The sequence below is a fragment of the Micromonospora noduli genome (assembly GCF_003264365.1).
Lineage (GTDB): Bacteria > Actinomycetota > Actinomycetes > Mycobacteriales > Micromonosporaceae > Micromonospora > Micromonospora noduli.
The window spans coordinates 23,918-40,494 of sequence record NZ_PYAK01000031.1 but is presented as its reverse complement, the minus strand read 5'-3'; the positions used below and the strand labels follow the sequence as shown (position 1 = coordinate 40,494).

16 protein-coding genes are annotated in these 16,577 nt (G+C 73.2%); 9 read left to right on the top strand and 7 right to left on the bottom strand.

Translation table 11 applies throughout. The annotated features are described in order from the left end of the window. Positions 1-39: 39 nt before the first annotated feature. Positions 40-945 carry an alpha/beta hydrolase gene (locus GUI43_RS21690; RefSeq protein ID WP_112699658.1) on the top strand — a complete coding sequence of 302 codons (906 nt, stop codon included), beginning with the start codon at positions 40-42 and terminating at the stop codon, positions 943-945. Continuing rightward, complete coding sequence (locus GUI43_RS21685) at positions 942-2,207, top strand: acyltransferase family protein (protein WP_112582962.1); 1,266 nt, start codon at positions 942-944, stop codon at positions 2,205-2,207. Before GUI43_RS21690 ends, GUI43_RS21685 begins: the two co-directional genes overlap by 4 nt. Positions 2,208-2,563: 356 nt before the next feature. On the opposite strand, the gene GUI43_RS21675 is transcribed toward GUI43_RS21685, so the two are convergent. The 3 genes from GUI43_RS21675 to GUI43_RS21665 are packed head-to-tail and all read right to left on the bottom strand — an operon-like array spanning position 2,564 to position 5,588. After that, on the bottom strand, positions 2,564-3,514 hold the full coding sequence (locus GUI43_RS21675) for a VWA domain-containing protein (RefSeq protein WP_091403838.1): 951 nt from the start codon (positions 3,512-3,514) through the stop codon (positions 2,564-2,566). Further along, a complete protein-coding gene (locus GUI43_RS21670; protein WP_170158770.1) occupies positions 3,511-4,512 on the bottom strand; it encodes a DUF58 domain-containing protein in 1,002 nt (333 codons plus the stop codon). The genes GUI43_RS21675 and GUI43_RS21670 overlap by 4 nt, the downstream gene beginning before the upstream one ends. Further along, entirely contained in the window at positions 4,491-5,588 is a 1,098-nt protein-coding gene (locus GUI43_RS21665; protein ID WP_112582960.1) for an AAA family ATPase, read from the bottom strand. The genes GUI43_RS21670 and GUI43_RS21665 overlap by 22 nt, the downstream gene beginning before the upstream one ends. Before the next feature lie 241 nt (positions 5,589-5,829). Between GUI43_RS21665 and GUI43_RS21660 the strand changes: the two genes are divergently transcribed. The 5 genes from GUI43_RS21660 to GUI43_RS21640 all read left to right on the top strand — a co-directional run bounded on the left by GUI43_RS21660 (position 5,830) and on the right by GUI43_RS21640 (position 9,767). Beyond that, the gene (locus GUI43_RS21660; RefSeq protein ID WP_112699656.1) at positions 5,830-6,060 is read left to right on the top strand and encodes a hypothetical protein; all 231 of its coding nucleotides are present in this window, start codon (positions 5,830-5,832) and stop codon (positions 6,058-6,060) included. Positions 6,061-6,302: 242 nt separating this feature from the next. Then, positions 6,303-6,836 (top strand): PH domain-containing protein, encoded by a 534-nt coding sequence (locus tag GUI43_RS21655; protein ID WP_181541668.1) that lies wholly within the window; start codon positions 6,303-6,305, stop codon positions 6,834-6,836. 43 nt (positions 6,837-6,879) lie between these two features. Continuing rightward, positions 6,880-8,391, top strand: coding sequence for a PH domain-containing protein (locus tag GUI43_RS21650; RefSeq protein ID WP_112699655.1), 1,512 nt, complete (start codon positions 6,880-6,882; stop codon positions 8,389-8,391). Between the two features lie 54 nt (positions 8,392-8,445). Next, on the top strand, positions 8,446-8,793 hold the full coding sequence (locus GUI43_RS21645; protein WP_112582958.1) for a PadR family transcriptional regulator: 348 nt from the start codon (positions 8,446-8,448) through the stop codon (positions 8,791-8,793). After that, positions 8,790-9,767: a hypothetical protein gene (locus GUI43_RS21640; RefSeq protein ID WP_112699654.1), complete on the top strand. Its 978-nt coding sequence runs from the start codon at positions 8,790-8,792 to the stop codon at positions 9,765-9,767. The genes GUI43_RS21645 and GUI43_RS21640 overlap by 4 nt, the downstream gene beginning before the upstream one ends. Before the next feature lie 28 nt (positions 9,768-9,795). Here GUI43_RS21640 and GUI43_RS21635 read toward each other — a convergent pair whose 3' ends face one another. Further along, positions 9,796-10,881, bottom strand: a complete 1,086-nt coding sequence (locus GUI43_RS21635; RefSeq protein ID WP_112699653.1) for a phosphatase PAP2 family protein — start codon at positions 10,879-10,881, stop codon at positions 9,796-9,798. 127 nt (positions 10,882-11,008) lie between these two features. Between GUI43_RS21635 and GUI43_RS21630 the strand changes: the two genes are divergently transcribed. Further along, positions 11,009-11,413: a thioesterase family protein gene (locus tag GUI43_RS21630; protein WP_112699652.1), complete on the top strand. Its 405-nt coding sequence runs from the start codon at positions 11,009-11,011 to the stop codon at positions 11,411-11,413. After that, positions 11,410-12,240: an MBL fold metallo-hydrolase gene (locus GUI43_RS21625; protein WP_112603434.1), complete on the top strand. Its 831-nt coding sequence runs from the start codon at positions 11,410-11,412 to the stop codon at positions 12,238-12,240. The genes GUI43_RS21630 and GUI43_RS21625 overlap by 4 nt, the downstream gene beginning before the upstream one ends. Positions 12,241-12,254: 14 nt before the next feature. Here GUI43_RS21625 and GUI43_RS21620 read toward each other — a convergent pair whose 3' ends face one another. The 3 genes from GUI43_RS21620 to GUI43_RS21610 all read right to left on the bottom strand — a co-directional run bounded on the left by GUI43_RS21620 (position 12,255) and on the right by GUI43_RS21610 (position 16,507). Further along, positions 12,255-14,081 (bottom strand): alpha-galactosidase, encoded by a 1,827-nt coding sequence (locus GUI43_RS21620; RefSeq protein WP_170158767.1) that lies wholly within the window; start codon positions 14,079-14,081, stop codon positions 12,255-12,257. Positions 14,082-14,281: 200 nt separating this feature from the next. Continuing rightward, a complete protein-coding gene (locus GUI43_RS21615; RefSeq protein ID WP_112699650.1) occupies positions 14,282-15,217 on the bottom strand; it encodes a PfkB family carbohydrate kinase in 936 nt (311 codons plus the stop codon). 114 nt (positions 15,218-15,331) lie between these two features. After that, positions 15,332-16,507 carry an XdhC family protein gene (locus GUI43_RS21610; RefSeq protein WP_112582951.1) on the bottom strand — a complete coding sequence of 392 codons (1,176 nt, stop codon included), beginning with the start codon at positions 16,505-16,507 and terminating at the stop codon, positions 15,332-15,334. Positions 16,508-16,577: the final 70 nt, after the last annotated feature.

Sequence of the window (16,577 nt, the reverse complement as noted above, 5' to 3'; positions counted from 1 at the left end):
GCAATCTCCCTCCGGACGACATTCCGGAGGGAGAACGTGATGCGACGACGAGGTGCCAGCCGGGTGGCGATGGCCGCGCTGCTCGGCGTGAACCTGGTTCTGCCGACCCGACCCGAGCCGGCCACTGCGGCGGGGTTCGTCGAGGCGTACCCAATGATGGCGGCGGCGATGCGCGCGGCCGGCCCCCCGTACGCGGACTGGGCGGCCGACGGACGCCGGTTCCTGCTGTTCGACGAACGCGGTGACGGCCGCGCGGTCGAGGTGTTCGGCGACCTCGCCGACGCGGACCGGATCGCGGTGCTGGTGCCGGGGGTCGGCAGCACCCTCGCCGACTTCGACAGGGGGTTGGGCGGTGTGGCCCGGCGGGCGCCGGCGGTGCAGGCCGGGCAGCTCTACCGGGAGCTGCGGGCGACCGACCCGGCGGCGCGGGTCGCGGTGCTGGCCTGGCTCGGCTACGACCCGCCCGACGGGGTGTTGACCGCCGCCGGTGGCGTCAGCGCGCGGCGCGGCGCGGCCGGGCTGGCCACGCTGCTGAGGGAGCTGGCCGGGCGGCGTCCGGCGGCGACGATCACGCTGGTCGGGCACAGCTACGGGTCGCTGGTGGTGTCGCTGGCGGCGGCGGAGGCCCCCACCCAGGTCACCGACGTGGTCAGCCTCGGCGGCGTCGGCGCCGGGGTGCAGCGCGCCGACGACCTGCCCGGCGGGCGGCGGTTCTGGGCGGCCGAGGCGCCGACCGACTGGATCCGCCGGGTACCGCCGGTGCGCCTGCCCGGCCTGGGCTTCGGCCGACGACCCGGTGATCCGGAGTTCGGTGCCCGACCCCTGCCGGTGGGTGGGGTGGCGGGGCACGACGGCTACCTCGCGCCGGGCAGCGCCGCGCTGGTCGCGGTGGCGGCGGTCGTGCTGGGCGGCGTCGACGCCGACCGGATCGGGGACGCCCGGTGAGCCGGGACCGTGCCGTCGACGCGCTGCGGGCGTACGCCATCGGCGGGGTGGTGCTGGGGCACTGGCTGGTCACCGGGTTGGTGTTGACCGGCGACGGCGGGCTGCACCAGGCCAGTCCGCTGACCGCCCTGCCCGACCTGGCCCCGATGACCTGGGTGTTGCAGACGCTCGGGTTGTTCTTCTTCACCGCCGGGTTCGGCTCGACCCGCTCGCTGGCCCGCTGTCCGGGCGGCGCGGGCGGCTGGCTGGCCGGTCGGTTGCGCCGGCTGCTGCTGCCCACCGTGGCGCTGCTCGGTGTGGGGGCCGCCGTGCTGCTCGCCGCCACCGTCCTCGGCACCTCGGACGACACGCTCGCCGTCGCGCTGCGGCTGGCGGTCAGCCCGCTGTGGTTCCTGCTACCGCTGGTGATCCTGGTCGCGGTGACCGGCCCGCTGCGCGTCGCCGTACGCCGGTGGGGGGTGGCGCGGTGCGGGGCACCGGCGGTGGCCGTGGTGGCCGCTGTCGACCTGGCCGTCCGGCTGCTGCCGTCCGGCACCGACCTGCCCCCGGTCACCGTGCTGGCGGCCTGGTCGGTGCCGTACCTGCTGGGTGTGGCGCACGCCGACGGGCGACTGGACGGCCGGCGGGCGGGCGGCACGTTGGCGGCCGGTGGGGCGGGCGCGCTGGCGGCGCTGCTGGCGCTGGGCTACCCGGTGAGCGCAGTCGGCGTGCCCGGGGCCGGGGTGTCCAACCTGAACCCGCCGTCACTGCTGGTCGTGGCGCTGGCGGTGACCCAGGTCGGGCTGGGGCTGCTCGCCCGGCCGGCACTGCACCGGCTGCTGACCCGGCCGCTGCCGGGCGCAGCGGTGACCGCTGTGAACCGGTCCGCCGTCCGGATCTACCTGTGGCACCAGCCGGTACTGGTGGCGGTGACAGCGCTCACCGCCCGCAGCGGGCTGGCCCTGCCCGGTCTGCACACCGCCCCGGACGGCCCACTGTGGGTGCTGGCGCGCTGCTGCTGGCTGCCGTTGCTCGCCATGGTGCTGGTCACTGTGGTGCGGGTCGGGCAGCCGAGGTCGTTTCGGCGAGGCGTACGCGCTGGTGGCGAGCGGCGTCGCCAACCGGGCGGTGGAGGGGTCGCCGGCCGGTCGGCCGAGTGCGTTCCGCCGGCACCGCAGGTGTACGATCATCGACGTTCCGGCCCGCCCGACTTGCAGGAGGTGATCGCTGTGCGAGATAGCGATCCTCCCAGTCGTGGCCGGGCCGATGGTCAGTCCCGCTGAGCCACGACTCAGTCTGGTGAGCTGACCCCGCTCCGCTCCCCACCACGTCGGCACCTGCCGAGGTGAGTGTGCCGCGCCGCCCGATCCCGGGCGGTCGCCGGGAGCCGCCCGGTCACGACTTCGTGTGCGCGTCCCCACCCCCTGCGGTCCGCCCCCGCACGCGGACCGTCCAGCCGCCACCCGGAGCCGTCCATGAGCCGCTACGTCGCCCCGCTGGGCTTCACCCTCGCCGCCGTCTGGGTGGCCATCGTCTTCGTGCTCGCCGGTGGCGGTCACTGACCGCTCCGGATCGGCGGCGGCTGGCGCTGCCCCGTGCTGGTGCCGGCGGCGGTCCCTGACCGCCTCCGGCGCACCGGCTACAGCATCCGGGACGACCAGAGCAGACTGAATGCGCCAGCACAGAGCGCCAGCAGCAACGCCACCCCGGCGTACCACTGGGTCACCTCACGCGGCTCGGTGCGGAACCCGATCGAGCTGCCCATGTCCTGATAGACCTGCTTCAGCTCGCTCACCGAGGCCGCCTCGTAGAAGTAACCCTCGGTGGTCTCGGCCAGCTCGGCGAGGGCCAACCGGTCCACCGGCACCCGCTGCAACTGTCCGCCGATGTCGACCTGCCCGGTGTCGGTGCCGAAGGCGATGGTGGAGACCGGAACGTTGGCGGCCTGCGCGGCCGCCGCCGCCTCCTCCACCGCCCGACCGGAAGTCCGGAAGCCGTCGGAGAGCAGCACGATCCGGGCCGGCGGAATGCCCGCCGCGCCATCGGTCGGCACCGACCGGATCGCCTCCAGGCAGGTGAACACCGCCTCGCCGGTCGCTGTCGCCTCGGCCAGCACCAGCCCGTCGATGGCGCTGGTCACCGCGTCCCGGTCCTTGCCCGGCGGCACCAGCACGTTGGCCGCCTTGGCGAACGACACGAGGCCCAGGTTGTAGCTCTCCGGCAGCTCACTGACGAACTGCTTGGCCGCCTCCTGGGCCGCCTCCAGCCGGTTCGGCGCCACGTCGTCGGCCTGCATCGACAACGACACGTCGATGGCGAGCATCACTGTGGCCCGCTCCAGCGGCTCCTTGGTGTCCACAGCGGGACGGGCCAGCGCGGTGGCCAGCACCAGCAGGCAGAGCAGGAACGCGGTCGCGGGGACGTGCCGACGCCAGCCCAGGCCCTTCGGCGCGACCGTACGCAGCAGGTCCACATTGGTGAACCGCATCGCGTACGCCCGGCGGTGCAGCTGCCGCCAGACGTAGAACGCGGCGAGGGCGAAGACCGGCAGCACAGCCAGCAGCCACCACGGTTGCAGAAAACGGATCATCGTGTCGTCCCCCGGGTACGCGCGTGCCGCTGCGCGGCAACGAATCGCACCATGTCCAGCAGCCAGTCTCGGTCGGTACGCAGACGCAGGTGGGCCGCGCCGGCGCCGCGTAGGGCGGCGGCGATCGTGGCCCGTTGGGCGGTGGCGGCCTCGGCGTAGCGCTGCCGCAGCCGTGGGTCGGCGGTCTGCACCTCGTGCAGCTCGCCGCTCTCCGGGTCGACCACCGGCAACACGCCCACGTCGGGTAGCTCCAGCTCACGCGGGTCGACCACCTCGATCGCCAGCACGTCGTGGCGGACGCGCAGCTTGCGCATCGGCCGCGCCCACTGCTCAGCCGGCGCGAGGAAATCCGAGACCACCACTGCCACCCCGCGACGGCGGGGCGGACGGTTGAGCATCTCGATCAGGGCGCCCAGATCACCACGGCCGGGCTGGATGGCGGTGCCGGCGACGGCACGCAGCAGGCCCTGCGCCTCCTTGCGCCCGGAGCGGGCCGGCAGCCGGGTGAGCACCCCGGGGCCGGCCGGCGGTGATCCGCCCCGCCATCGTCGGGCCGGGGCGGACACCCCGCCGCCGGTGCCGACAACGGCGCCGATCCGGTTACCCCCGCGCACTGTCAGGTGGGTGATGGCGGCAGCGGCGGCCACCACGACCTCCCGTTTGAGCCACTGCCCGGTCCCGAAGTCCAGGCTGGCGGAGAGATCCAGCGCGAGCCAGGTCTCCAGCTCCCGGTCGGCGACCGTACGCCGCACGTGCGGTGTGGTGGTCCGGGCCGTGACCGGCCAGTCCATCCGGCGCACGTCGTCACCGGGGCGGTACTCCCGGGACTCACCCGCCTCACTGCCCGGTCCGGGCAACAGGCCGGCGTAGTCGCCCTGGAGCAGGCCGTCGAGCTTGCGGGTGACGAGCAGCTGAAGCCGGGACAGCACGGCCTCGCTGCGGTCGGCGAGGGGTGCCGGACGAGGGGTGGGTGAGGTCACGGGCGCTGCCCGGGCCAGCCAGCGCCCGGCGGCGGCGCGATCGACTGCGGGGTGGCCTGCTGCCGGGGAGCGACCGCTGGGAGCGGGATCGTCGACATCACCCGCTGCACGATGTGGTCGGCGGGCACGTCGTCGGCGAGCGCGTCGTAGCTGAGCACCAACCGGTGCCGCAGGATGTCCGGCGCGATGTCCTGCACGTCCTGCGGCAGCGCATAGTCACGCCCGCGCAGCAGCGCCAGGGCGCGGGTGGCCCGGACCAGACCCAGCGAGGCGCGCGGGCTGGCTCCGTACTGAATCAGTTGCGCGACGTCGGGCATCCCGTGCTCGGCCGGGGCCCGGGTGGCCAGCACCAACCGGACCGCGTAGTCGACGAGGGCGTTGTGGACGAAGACCTGGTCCGCCTTGCGTTGCAGGGCGATCAGCTCCGGGGTGTCGAACACCGCGGTCGGCTCGGGCGCGGCCACGCCCATCCGATAGACGATCTCCCGTTCCTCCGCGTCGGTCGGGTAGCCCACCACGATCTTCATGAGGAACCGGTCCCGCTGCGCCTCCGGCAGCGGGTAGACGCCCTCCTGCTCGATCGGGTTCTGGGTGGCCATCACCAGGAACGGGTCCGGCACCCGGTGGCTCTCCCCACCGATGGACACCTGCCGCTCGCTCATGACCTCCAGCAGCGCGGACTGCACCTTCGCCGGCGCCCGGTTGATCTCGTCGGCGAGCAGGAAGTTGACGAAGACCGGGCCCAACTCGACGTCGAACTTCTCGCTCGACTGCCGGTAGATCCGGGTGCCCATGATGTCGGCGGGCACCAGATCCGGGGTGAACTGGACCCGGGCGAAGGACCCACCGACGACCTTGGCGAGGGTCTCCACCGCGAGGGTCTTGGCCACCCCGGGCACGCCTTCGAGCAGGCAGTGACCGCGAGCGAGCAGCGCGACGAACATCCGCTCCACCATCCGGTCCTGCCCGACGATCACGCGTTTGATCTCGAACAGGCCCTTCTCCAGCAGGCTGGCGTCCTGCGCGGGTGTGGTCACCGGGGCAGGTGCCGCTCCGTTCGGCGTCGGGGCGTCGGGCATGGTCGGCTGGGCCACCGGTCCTCCACAGCGTTTGTCGGTCGTCGCGGCTCGTGCGGTATCAAGACTCGCACGCCTTGCTGAGTGTCGAGGTGGGGAGAAGCCGATTTTGACCGCGCCGTCCCCAGCGGCCGAATCGTGCATCGCGGGTATGCGCGCACCGGCTCGCCGCGTGTACGATTCACCCCGTCGCCGGGCGACTCCCCCCGTGGTCGCCCGGCGCTCAACTTCTCCGTCCCGCCGCCCTAGACTGGCCGGGATGAGCATCCCCTCCCCCGCCGACGAAGCCCTGGTCTGTTCGGCCCGGGGCTGCCGGTCCGCCGCCATCTGGGCGCTGGAGTGGAACAATCCCCGTCTGCACGACGCCGATCGGCGCAAGACCTGGTTGGCCTGCACCCAGCACCGGGGCAGCCTCGGTGACTTCCTCGACGCCCGAGGCTTCCTGCGTGCCGTCACTCCGGTGCCCGGATCGCCTACGCTCGACCTGTGAGCGGCGACCCTCCGGCTTCCCCCGGCACCACCTCCCCGTCCTGGCCGCCCACCCCGGCCACCGCACCACCCGGCGTCGATCCGCCGCCCGGCGCGTTCCCGGCACCCGGCACGCTCGGCCCGGAGCCCACCGCGCCGGATGTCTCGACGCCCGCCCCGCTGCCACCGGGCGCGCTGCCGCCCGGTCACCGGCCGGCATCCGCCGCCGACCAGCGGGCGCCCGACCTGCCACCCCCGGGCCTCCTGCCGCCCGAGCCCGGCGCGCTGCTGACGGCTGCGCCGGGTGGCCGGGGTCCGCTGGAGCCCTGGCCGGACACGGTCCACTGGCAGCCGATCTCCACCGATCTGATCTGGGTGGAGCTGATCCGGCTGGCGATCGTGGTCGCCATCGGGCTGGCGGTGACAGGGGTCGGCTGGGCGTTCAGCGGTCACTGGTTGTTCGGGCTCGCCGTGGCCGTCGTGCTGGTGCTCGGCGCGTGGCGGGCCGTCGCAATCGTCCGCGCGGTCCGGGCCTGGGGGTACGCCGAGCGGGAGAACGACCTGCTGGTCCGGCACGGGCTGCTGGTCCGCCGGCTCTCCATCGTGCCGTACTCGCGGATGCAGTTCGTCGACGTGAGCGCCGGGCCGTTGGAGCGCGCCTTCGACCTGGCCACCGTGCAGTTGCACACCGCGGCGGCAGCGAGCGACGCCCGGGTGCCCGGGCTGCGTCCGGCGGAGGCGTCCCGGCTGCGCGATCGACTCACCGCGCTCGGCGAGGACCGGGCGGAGGGGCTGTGAGCACCCGCGCGGGCAGCCGCCGACCGCGCCGAGGGCCGCTCCGATGAGCGACAGGCCCGCCGAGCCGAGCACCGTGCCACCCACCGGCCCGACGCCACCGGGGCCGGTGCTGCCCGCTGGCTCGGCACCTGCTGGCGCGGCACCGCCTGGGCCGGTGCCGACTGGCGCGGCACCCGATGGGCCGGCGCCGCCCGGGACGCCCGCGCCGTGGCCGGCACCACCGGGCGGCGGCGAGGGCGAACCCCGGCAGCGACTGCACCCACTCAGCCCGGTGCTGCACGGCGCCAAGTCCCTGGTCGTGGTGATCGCCGGGTTGTCCTGGTCGACGCTGTCCCGGGTGGGCTTCGGCTGGTTCGCCGCCATGGTGGCGGTGCTGGCGCTCGGCGCGACAGTGCTGTCGGTGATCAGCTGGTACAACACCGGCTACCACGTCGTCGGCCGGGAACTACGGGTGTACGAGGGGCTGCTCTGGCGGCGTACCCGGGCCATCCCGTTGGAACGGTTGCAGGCCGTGGAGGTGGTCCGGCCGCTGCTCGCCCAGCTCACCGGCCTGGCCGAGCTGCGTCTGGAAGTGGTCGGCGGGGGCAAGACCGAGGCGCCACTGGCGTACCTCGGGGTGGCCGACGCGGCAGTGCTGCGCGAGCGTCTGCTGGCGCTGGCCGGGCGGGTGGCGCAGCAGCCCGCGCCCGGCGACGCGGCGGCCCCGGTGGCCCCGGGTGCGACGGCGCCACCGGCGGTCGTGCCGGGCCGGCCACTGCATGCGGTACGTAACCAGAGCCTGCTGATCAGCCAACTGCTCACCCCGCAGGCGTTCCTGCTCCCGTTCGGTGTGGCCTTCGTCGTGGTGCAGTTCCTCACCGCCGGTTCGTGGTCGTTCGTCGCGGTGGCGAGCACCCTGACCGCGATGGCGGGTGTACTGCTGCAACCGATCCGCCGGGTCCTCGACGACTGGAACTTCCGGCTGGCCCGCGACGGCGGCACGCTGCGGGTGCACAACGGCCTGCTGGAGACGCGGGCGCAGACCGTGCCGCTGGAGCGGGTGCAGACCGTGCGGGCCACCTGGCCGCTGCTGTGGCGGATGAAGGGCTGGCTGCGCCTGCGGCTGGAGGTGGCCGGCTACTCCGTCACGGAGGCCGACGACCGCAACCGGCCCGACCGGCTGCTGCCGGTCGGCGACCTGCCGACGGCGACGATGATCGTCGCCGAGGTGCTTCCCGGGGTACGCCTCGACGCGCTCACGCTGAGCCCGCCGCCGCGCCGGACCCGTTGGCTGCACCCGCTGGGCCGTGCCGCGTTCGGCGCGGGGCTGTTCGAGCGGGTCTTCGCCACCCGGTCCGGGCGGCTCACCCGGCAGTTGGTGATCGTGCCGTACGCCCGGATCCAGAGCGTGCGAGTGGTCCAGGGGCCCATCCAGCGCCGTCTCGGGTTGGCCACCGTCCACGCGGACACCGCGGGCGGCTCCGGCGCCACCGCCCAGGACCGCGACCTGGCAGAGGCCTGGGCCCTGGCAGCCGAGCTGACCGCAAGAGCCCACCAGGCCCGCACCCAACCCTGACCCGCCACGGTCGACGTCATTGCTATATATATCGGAGTGCGATATATATAGCCCATGGACATCAGTGAGCAGACGTTCCTGATCCTCTCCGCCCTCGCCGACCAACCCCGCCATGGCTACGCGGTGGTGACAGAGGTCGACGAGATGACCGACGGCCGGATCCGGTTACGCGCCGGCACGCTCTACGGGGCCCTCGACCGCCTCGTCACCCAGGGGCTCATCGCCCCCGACCACGACGAGGTGGAGAAGGGCCGGCTGCGCCGTTTCTACAAACTGACCGACGCGGGGGCAGACGCCATCCGCGCCGAGAGCCAGCGGATGGCCACCGCGGTCCGGCTCGCCGAGGAGCGCCTCAACAAGCGTGCCGCCCGCAACGCCCCGCGCCTTGGGACCATCGGATGAGCCCGGACATCAGCCCCCTGGAACGACGATATCGGCGACTGCTGCGCCTGCTGCCGGCCACGCACCGCACCACCCGCGGTGAGGAACTGCTCGGGCTGCTGCTCGACCTCGACGACGGCCGCCGGCGCCCCAGCCGACACGAGACACTGCACATCATCGCCCTGGCGATCCGGCTGCGACTCACCACGCCCGTCACCACCACGGCCCTGACCACCGGGCTCACCGCCCTGCTGGTCGCCGCCGGCACCCAGCCCGCTGGTCACACCCTGGATTTGTTCACCGGTGCCGTCCTCGCCACCGACATGTCGGCCGTCATCGCCGGCTGGCCGCAGCTTGTCGCTCTCGGTCTGCTGCCCCTCGCACCGCTGATCGCCTGGCTGTGCGGCGCGACCCGGACCGCCCTCACCCTGCAGGCGATATTCCTGACGGCCACCGTAGGTTGGCTCGTCATCGACGTGGTCAGCGGCGCCGGCCTGGGAATCAACCCCGGCCAGCAACTCGTGGCGTCCGCCGCCCCACCGGCCCTGACCCTCGTCCTGCTCGCGATCGCCGCCCGCGAGCGGTGGGCCGTGCCCCGGCCGCGCCTGTTCTGGTGGGCCCTCGTCCCGCTCGGGATCCTCGCCTGGAAGGGCACCGGAGAGTGGGGGCGCCACGGCGTCTACGTTCCCGACGCCGTGCCGACCGTCATCGGGATCCTCACCGCCGCCGCCGTCGCTGTCGGAGCCGCCTTCGCAGTCCGCCGCCACCGGCCCGCCGTCATCATCGGTGTCGGACTCACCGGCTTCATCGCCGGATGGCTCGTCCCCGACCCGCTGCTCTCCAACACGGCGATGCGGCACTTCGACGGTCAGCCGCTGCCGCTGGCGATCCTCATCACGGTGATCGCCGCCACCATGGCCGGCATCAATCGCCTCACCCGTCGCCTGAGGCCCGAGGTGCGGTCGCTACCACCCGACGAACCCGTGCTGCGCTGAATACCAACTCCGGGTCGGGGACAGAAACCTAACGGTCGGCGGGGATCGCGGGGTGGGTGGTGGTGTCCGGTTCCCGTGGTGACGGGGGCTCGGGCTCGCCGGGCGGGGGGTCGGTGGGCGTCGGTGGGGGTTCCGTGGCCGGTGCCGACTTGGCGCTCGGGTGGCGGACGCGCCACGCCGCCCAGCCGCGCTCCGCCAGACCGACCACCAGGAACGTCAGCCCCACGTAGGCCCAGCCGACCAGCACGTCGATCACGTAGTGCTCACCCGAGTAGACCAGGGTGAAGGTCATCGCCAGCGGGTACGCGAGCAGCAGCGGCCACCAGCGACGACGGGTCGCGGTCAGGAAGAACAGCACCACGAACAACGCCCACGCGGTGTGCAGCGACGGCATCGCGGCGACCGGGTTGGAGGCGATCTGACCGGCGTTGAGGACGTTGCCGGCACCGTGCATGCCGAACGCCTTCCAACCCCGGGTCGAGATCCGGGCGACCTCGGTGAGCAGGCCGTTCTGCGCCGCCCACCAGGGCGGGGCGGCCGGGTAGATGAAGTAGGTGACCAGGCCGGCCGCGCAGAGGAAACCCCAGCGCCTCATGTACGCGGCCCAGCGGTGCCGGTCACGCAGCCAGAGCACCGCGGCGGCGGTCAGCGCCACCACGAAGTGGGAGAAGTACACCCAGCTCGCGGCGACATCCCACCAGTGCACCTGCGGGTGGTAGAGGTGCTGCTGCAACCAGACGGTGGGCACCTCGCCGCCGGTGGCCCAGCCGAACATGAACCGGTCGGCGACGATCAGCTCCATCGCGTGCGGCGTGGCCCCGTTGTCGGCGAACCCGCGCGAGAGGTTGTAGATCACGAACAGCAGTACCACCGGCACCCAGTCCCGGGCGAAGCGCAGGTGGCTGCGCCACGGCCGCTCGCTGTTCCAGGCGATGGTCGCAAGCCAGATCCAGACGAAGGCGTACGCCGGGTCGGTGGGCAGGCCGATGGCCAGCCACGCGGCGACGAAGGCGACCGCCCAGACGGTCATGGCGACGACGCGCCGACGACCCCCGTCCGGGGACGCGGGCGGGTCGGTCCGGGCGGGGGGCTGGGGGTCAGTCACGACGGCCATCGGGGTCAAGGTTAACGACGGGGACGGCATCGACCGACGGGGACCACCCGTTGCACGTCGGGGGTGGCCCCGCCCGGATCGTCGGGCGCGTGCTCGACGCGTCCAGCGAGCACCTAGGCTGACGACCATGCAGGAGCAGCCCGAGCCGGCCTTCGCGCCGGGTCTGACCGCCCAGGTCGAGTTGACCGTCACCGACGCGGACACCGCCCAGGCGGTCGGTTCCGGGGACGTACCGGTGCTCGGCACTCCCCGGGTGCTGGCGCTGGCAGAGGCGGCCACCGTCGCGGCGACGGCGACCGGGATGCCGCCCGGTTCGACGACAGTGGGCACCCGGGTCGAGTTGGAGCACCTGGCGCCGACAGTGGTCGGCCGGACGGTCCGCGCGCAGGCGCTGCTGACGACCGTCGACGGTCGCCGGCTGTCGTTCGAGGTCACTGTCAGCGACGGCGACCAGACGGTGGCCCGGGGCCGGGTGGACCGGATCCTGGTCGACCGGGCGCGCTTCGTCGAACGCGCCGGGCGGGCGTCGTGAACGCCGGTTTCGTCGAGGTCGCCGACCGGGTGCACGTGCTGGCCGAACCGCTGCTGCGGGTCAACGTCACACTGGTCGTCGGCGACGACGAGGCGCTACTGGTGGACACGCTCTCCTCGGCCGCCCAGGCCACCGAGCTGGCCGCGGCCGTCCGGGCGGTCACCGACCGTCCGTTGACGCTGGTGAACACCCACCACCACTACGACCACTGCTTCGGCAACGCCGTCCTGGCCGGCGACCCACCCCGCCCGGTGTACGCGCACGAACTGGCCGCCACCGCCCTCCGCGAGGAGCCGGAGCGGCTGCGCCGGGAGGCGTACGAGGAGTTGCGCACGGAGCACCCGGCGCTCGCCGCCGAGCTGGCCGACACCTCGCTGCTCGCCCCCACGCACACAGTGCACGTCGAGACGGTCCTGGACCTGGGCGGTCGACGGGTGCTGCTGCGTCACCCGGGGCGGGGGCACACCGAGGCCGACCTGGTGGTGCACGTGCCGGACGCCGACGTGTTGGTGGCCGGGGACCTGGTGGAGCAGAGCGGTCCGCCCGCCTTCGAGGACTCGTACCCGTTGCAGTGGCCGGACGCGGTCGCGGATCTGCTGCGACTGACCACCGCGCGCACTGTGGTGATTCCGGGCCACGGCGACCCGGTGGACGTCGACTTCGTCCGGGCCCAGCACGCGGAGCTGGCGAAGCTGGCCTGGTTGATCCGGGCCGCGCACACCGGCAGCGCCCCGCCGGAGCGGGTGGCCGCCGAGGCCCCCTTCGGGGCCCGCCCGGCCCTGGTCGCCGCCCACCGCGGCTACCTGGAACTGACCGGCACTGCCTGACCCACCCGGCGCAGCTACACCTGGGTACGCCGCCACTGCTGGTGGGTGCCGGCGCCACACGTCCACTGGGCCAGGCGGGCACCGTCGGTGGTGGCGGCGTTGAGCACCTCCAGGCACTTGCCGCTGTGCCGGGCGACGAGCTGCACGTACCCCGAGCCGAGATCCTGTATGCGCCACTGCTGGTTGGTGCCGCCGTTGCAGCTCCACTGGATCACGCGGATCCCGTCGGCTGTGGCGCTCGCGCCGCCGTTGACGTCCAGGCACTTGCCGCTGTGCACGCTGACCACCGTCTGGTAACCGCCACCCGCGTCCTGGAAGCGCCACCGCTGGTTGGGCTGACCGTTCGCGGCCCACTGCACCATCTCGGCGCCGTCGGTGGTCGCGTTGTTGTAGACGTCCAGCAGCTTGCCACTGTGTCGCGCGGTGAGGGTGTACGCGGTCGGCACCGGCACTGTGGTGTCCGGGGTCAGCCGGTACAGCCCGGCTCCGTGGGCCGGGAGCGACCGGGTGAGGGTGCCGGTCACCGCGCCGAGGGCCGCGCCGGACCACAGGTCGGTCACGGCGGCCGACCCGATCCCGAGGTCGGCGAGGTTCACCGACACCTGCGCCGCGCTGCCGTCCCTGTTGAACAGGGCGACGTACCGATCGTTGCTGCCCGGCACGTCGGCGATCCACGCCTGCCGGCTGCCGCCGTAGAGCTGACGGTTGTTCGTGCTGTTCTGGTTGACCCCGATGACCGCGGCGTTGGTCATCAACGCCAGCTCCGCGGCGCGGTTCTCGACCAGATTGCCGCCCCACATCAGTGGCGCCCGGTTGATCGCCCAGAGTGACATCAGGGTGCGCTGCTCGTCGGGGGTCAGGTTGGAGTATCGCGGCGAGCCGACCGGCCCGTACCTGGAGAGCCGACCGATCGGAATCATGTCGGCGTCGGGCCAGGCGCCGGTGGTGCGGTACGGGGTCCAGTTGCGCAGTTGGTCGAAGAGCGCGTCCACGGACGACCAGTTGTCCCAGAGATCGTTGACGATCCGCCACATGTGGGCGTTGGCCTGGACGTGTGCGCCGCTGGCCAGCGAGGTCGGGCCGGGTGACAGGCTCAGCACCATCGGGCGACCGCTGCGCTGGATGGCGAGCCGGTATCCCTCGACCTCCGACTGCCGGTACGTCGGGGCGGCGATGTCGTCCACCTTCACGTAGTCGACTCCCCAGGACGCCAGCAGCTGGAACATCGAGTCCAGGTAGGTCTGCGCGCAGGGGTTGGCCATGTTCAGGCCCCACATCAGGTTGAGCCAGGCCGCGGTGTTGGTGCTGTTGATCTGGTTGGCGCGGCAGGTGGTGCCGAGGATCGGGACGTTGTCGGCGACCGCCTGGCGGGGAATGCCTCGCATCAGGTGGACGCCGAACTTCAGCCCCTGCGCGTGGACGTAGTCGGCGAGCGGCTTGAACCCGTTCTCACCGGCGGCGGAGGGGAACCGGGTGGTGTCCGGCAGCAGCCGTCCGTTGGCGTCCATCCGGAGCCGGGGTTGCAGGTTCGCGTCCTGGTTGGGGCTGTTGTTGTGCCGACCGGGGTAGTACCAGGCCCAGTCGATCACCACGTACTCCCAGCCGAACTGCCGCAGGTTCGTGGCCATGTAGTCGGCGTTGGCCCGGACGTCGGCCTCGGTGACGCTCCAGTTGAACGAGTCGTAGCTGTTCCACCCCATCGGCGGGGTGTCGGCCACCCCGTTGTCCCACGCGGCCGCCCGCTCCGGCGGGTCGGCGACGACCATCCCGGCAGCCACGAGCAGCATGACCAGCAGGGCCGCGACGCGGCGGAACGCCAGAGGTACCAGAACCACCCGCATCAGAGCCTCCCCGACGACGCGCACGCTTCCATCGCGCATCATCGATGTTAACGCTCACAAAGTCGGAGGTCAACCCGCGCTCCCCCGCCCCACTCCTGCCGCGATCTTGCACTTTCTGCGGCGTCGAATAAGAGCAGAGCGGACCAACCGTCGACCGAAAGTGCAAGATCGGCGCGGGGTGAGGTGGGTGGGGCGCGGGGTTAGGTGTTGAAGCGGTTGTGTACGGCGGTGCGGGTGGGCATGGCGGTGGCGCCGCCCGGGGATTCGCAGACCAGGCCGGCAACCCGCAGCGCGAAGGCGACCCGATCGGCCCAGCCCGACGGGCCCTCCGGCTCACCGTCGACGAGCAGGTCGGCGATCAGCGCGGCCATCACGGAGTCACCAGCGCCGGTGGCGTCGATCGCGTTGACCTTGGGGGCCGGCACCCGGACCGGGTCAGCCTCGGCGGCGGCCAGCACCGCACCGGCCGCGCCGAGCGTCACCACCACGGTGGCCGCCCCCAACTCACGCAGGTACGCCGCCACCCCCTCGACCGGCTCACCGGGATAGAGCAGCACCGCGTCGGCGGCGCTCAGCTTGACCAGGTGCGCGCCGGCGGCGAACTCGGCCACCACCTCGCGCAGCCCTTCCAGCGCGGCCGGCCCGTCCAGCAGCCGGGGACGCACGTTCGGGTCGAAGACCCGCAGGCCGGGGACGAGCGACCAGGCACGGCGGGCGGCGGCGAGCGGGGCGGGTTGCAGCAGCACTATCGAGCCGCAGTAGAGCACGTCGGCGCCCTCCAGCAGCGCCAGGTCCAGATCATCTGGGCCGAGCAGTGCGTAGGAGGCCGGCTCGCCGTAGAAACGGAAGTCCGGCTCCGGCCCGGCGTACGTGACCACCGCGAGCGTGGTCGGCGCGGGGACCGTGATCGCACCGGCCACCCCGACGTCGGCAGCGGTGAGGAAGGCGCGGATCCGGCCGCCCAGCGCGTCGTCACCGAGCGAGCCGACGAACTGTGCCGCACCGCCGAGTCGGGCCACCCCGACGGCGACGTTCAGTGGCCCGCCGCCGATGGCCTGCCGATAGACCCGTTCCCCGTCGAGCTCGCTGTCGAGCAGGTCGACGAGCGCTTCACCGAGCACCACCGCGTATCCCATGCCGATCCTCTCGTCGTCGCCACCGGCCGCCGATCGCCGAGCCGATCTCCGTGGCACCAGGCTGGCACAGCGCACGGCCCGATGGGCGCCGAAGGCCACGCACCGACGTGCGCGCTACCCCGGCTGGTGGATCGGCCCGTCGAGTACCGCGAGCGGGCGACCAGTGCCGCCCCACCGGGCCGCGACGATCTGCGCGGCCACACTCACGGCGGTCTCCTCCGGGGTACGACCACCGAGGTCCAAGCCGATCGGGGAGGCGAGCCGGGCGAGCTGCGCCGGACTGAGCCCCGCCTCGCTCAGCAGCTTGTGTCGCTCGTCGTGGGTGCGTCGTGAGCCCATCGCGCCGACGTACGCCAGCGGGTGGCGCAGCGCCAGCTCCAGCAACGGCACGTCGAACCTGGGGTCGTGGGTGAGCACGCACAGCACCGTCCGCTCGTCGAGCCGATCGGCCGCCAACTCGGTACGCAGGTAGCGGTGCGGCCACTGCACCACGACCTCGTCCGCCTCGGGAAAGCGCCGCGCGGTGGCGAAGACCGGCCGGGCGTCGCAGACGGTGACCCGGTAGCCGAGGAACGCGCCGATCCGGGCCACCGCGGCGGCGAAGTCGATCGCCCCGAAGACGATCATCCGGGGCGGGGTGGCGTACGCGGTCACGAAGAGGCTGATGCCGCCGCCTCGGCGCTGCCCGTGGTACCCGTACCGGAGCATTCCGCTGCGTCCGGCGGCGAGCAGCCCGAGGGCGTCGGCGCTGGCGGCGTCGTCGAGCCGGTCGTCGCCGAGCGAGCCGACGGACCGCTGGCCGGTCAGCACCAGCCGCCGGCCGAGCCGCCGGGCCGGGTCGGTCGGTGCGACGCCCGGAGAACTGCCGGCATCGGCGGGTGGATCGTCGGTGGCGTCGGCGGCCACGCAGGTGACGATCGCCGCCGGGTGGCCGCTGCGGCGGGCGGCGGCGACCGCGTCCAGCGCCGGCAGGGCTCTCGTGTCGACGCGCTCCACGAACACGTCGAGGATGCCGCCGCAGGTCAGGCCCACGGTGTACGCGTCGTCGTCGCTGATCCCGTAGCGGCACAGCTCGGGTTGGCCGGTGTCGAGCACACGGCGGGCCCGTTCGTAGAGATCCGCCTCGACGCAGCCGCCGGAGACGCTGCCGATGACCGTGCCGTCGGTCGTGACCACCATGGCGGTACCGGGTGGCTGCGGGGCGGAGTGCCAGGTGGCCACCACGGTGGCCAGCGCGATCGGCTCGCCGTCGCGGCACCGGCGGTGCACCTCGTCGAACACGTCCGGCACCGGCTGCCGCCTCTCCGTTCCCGCTCCCCGTACGCAGGATATGGCGTCCAGCCGCGGCCGGCGGGCCTTC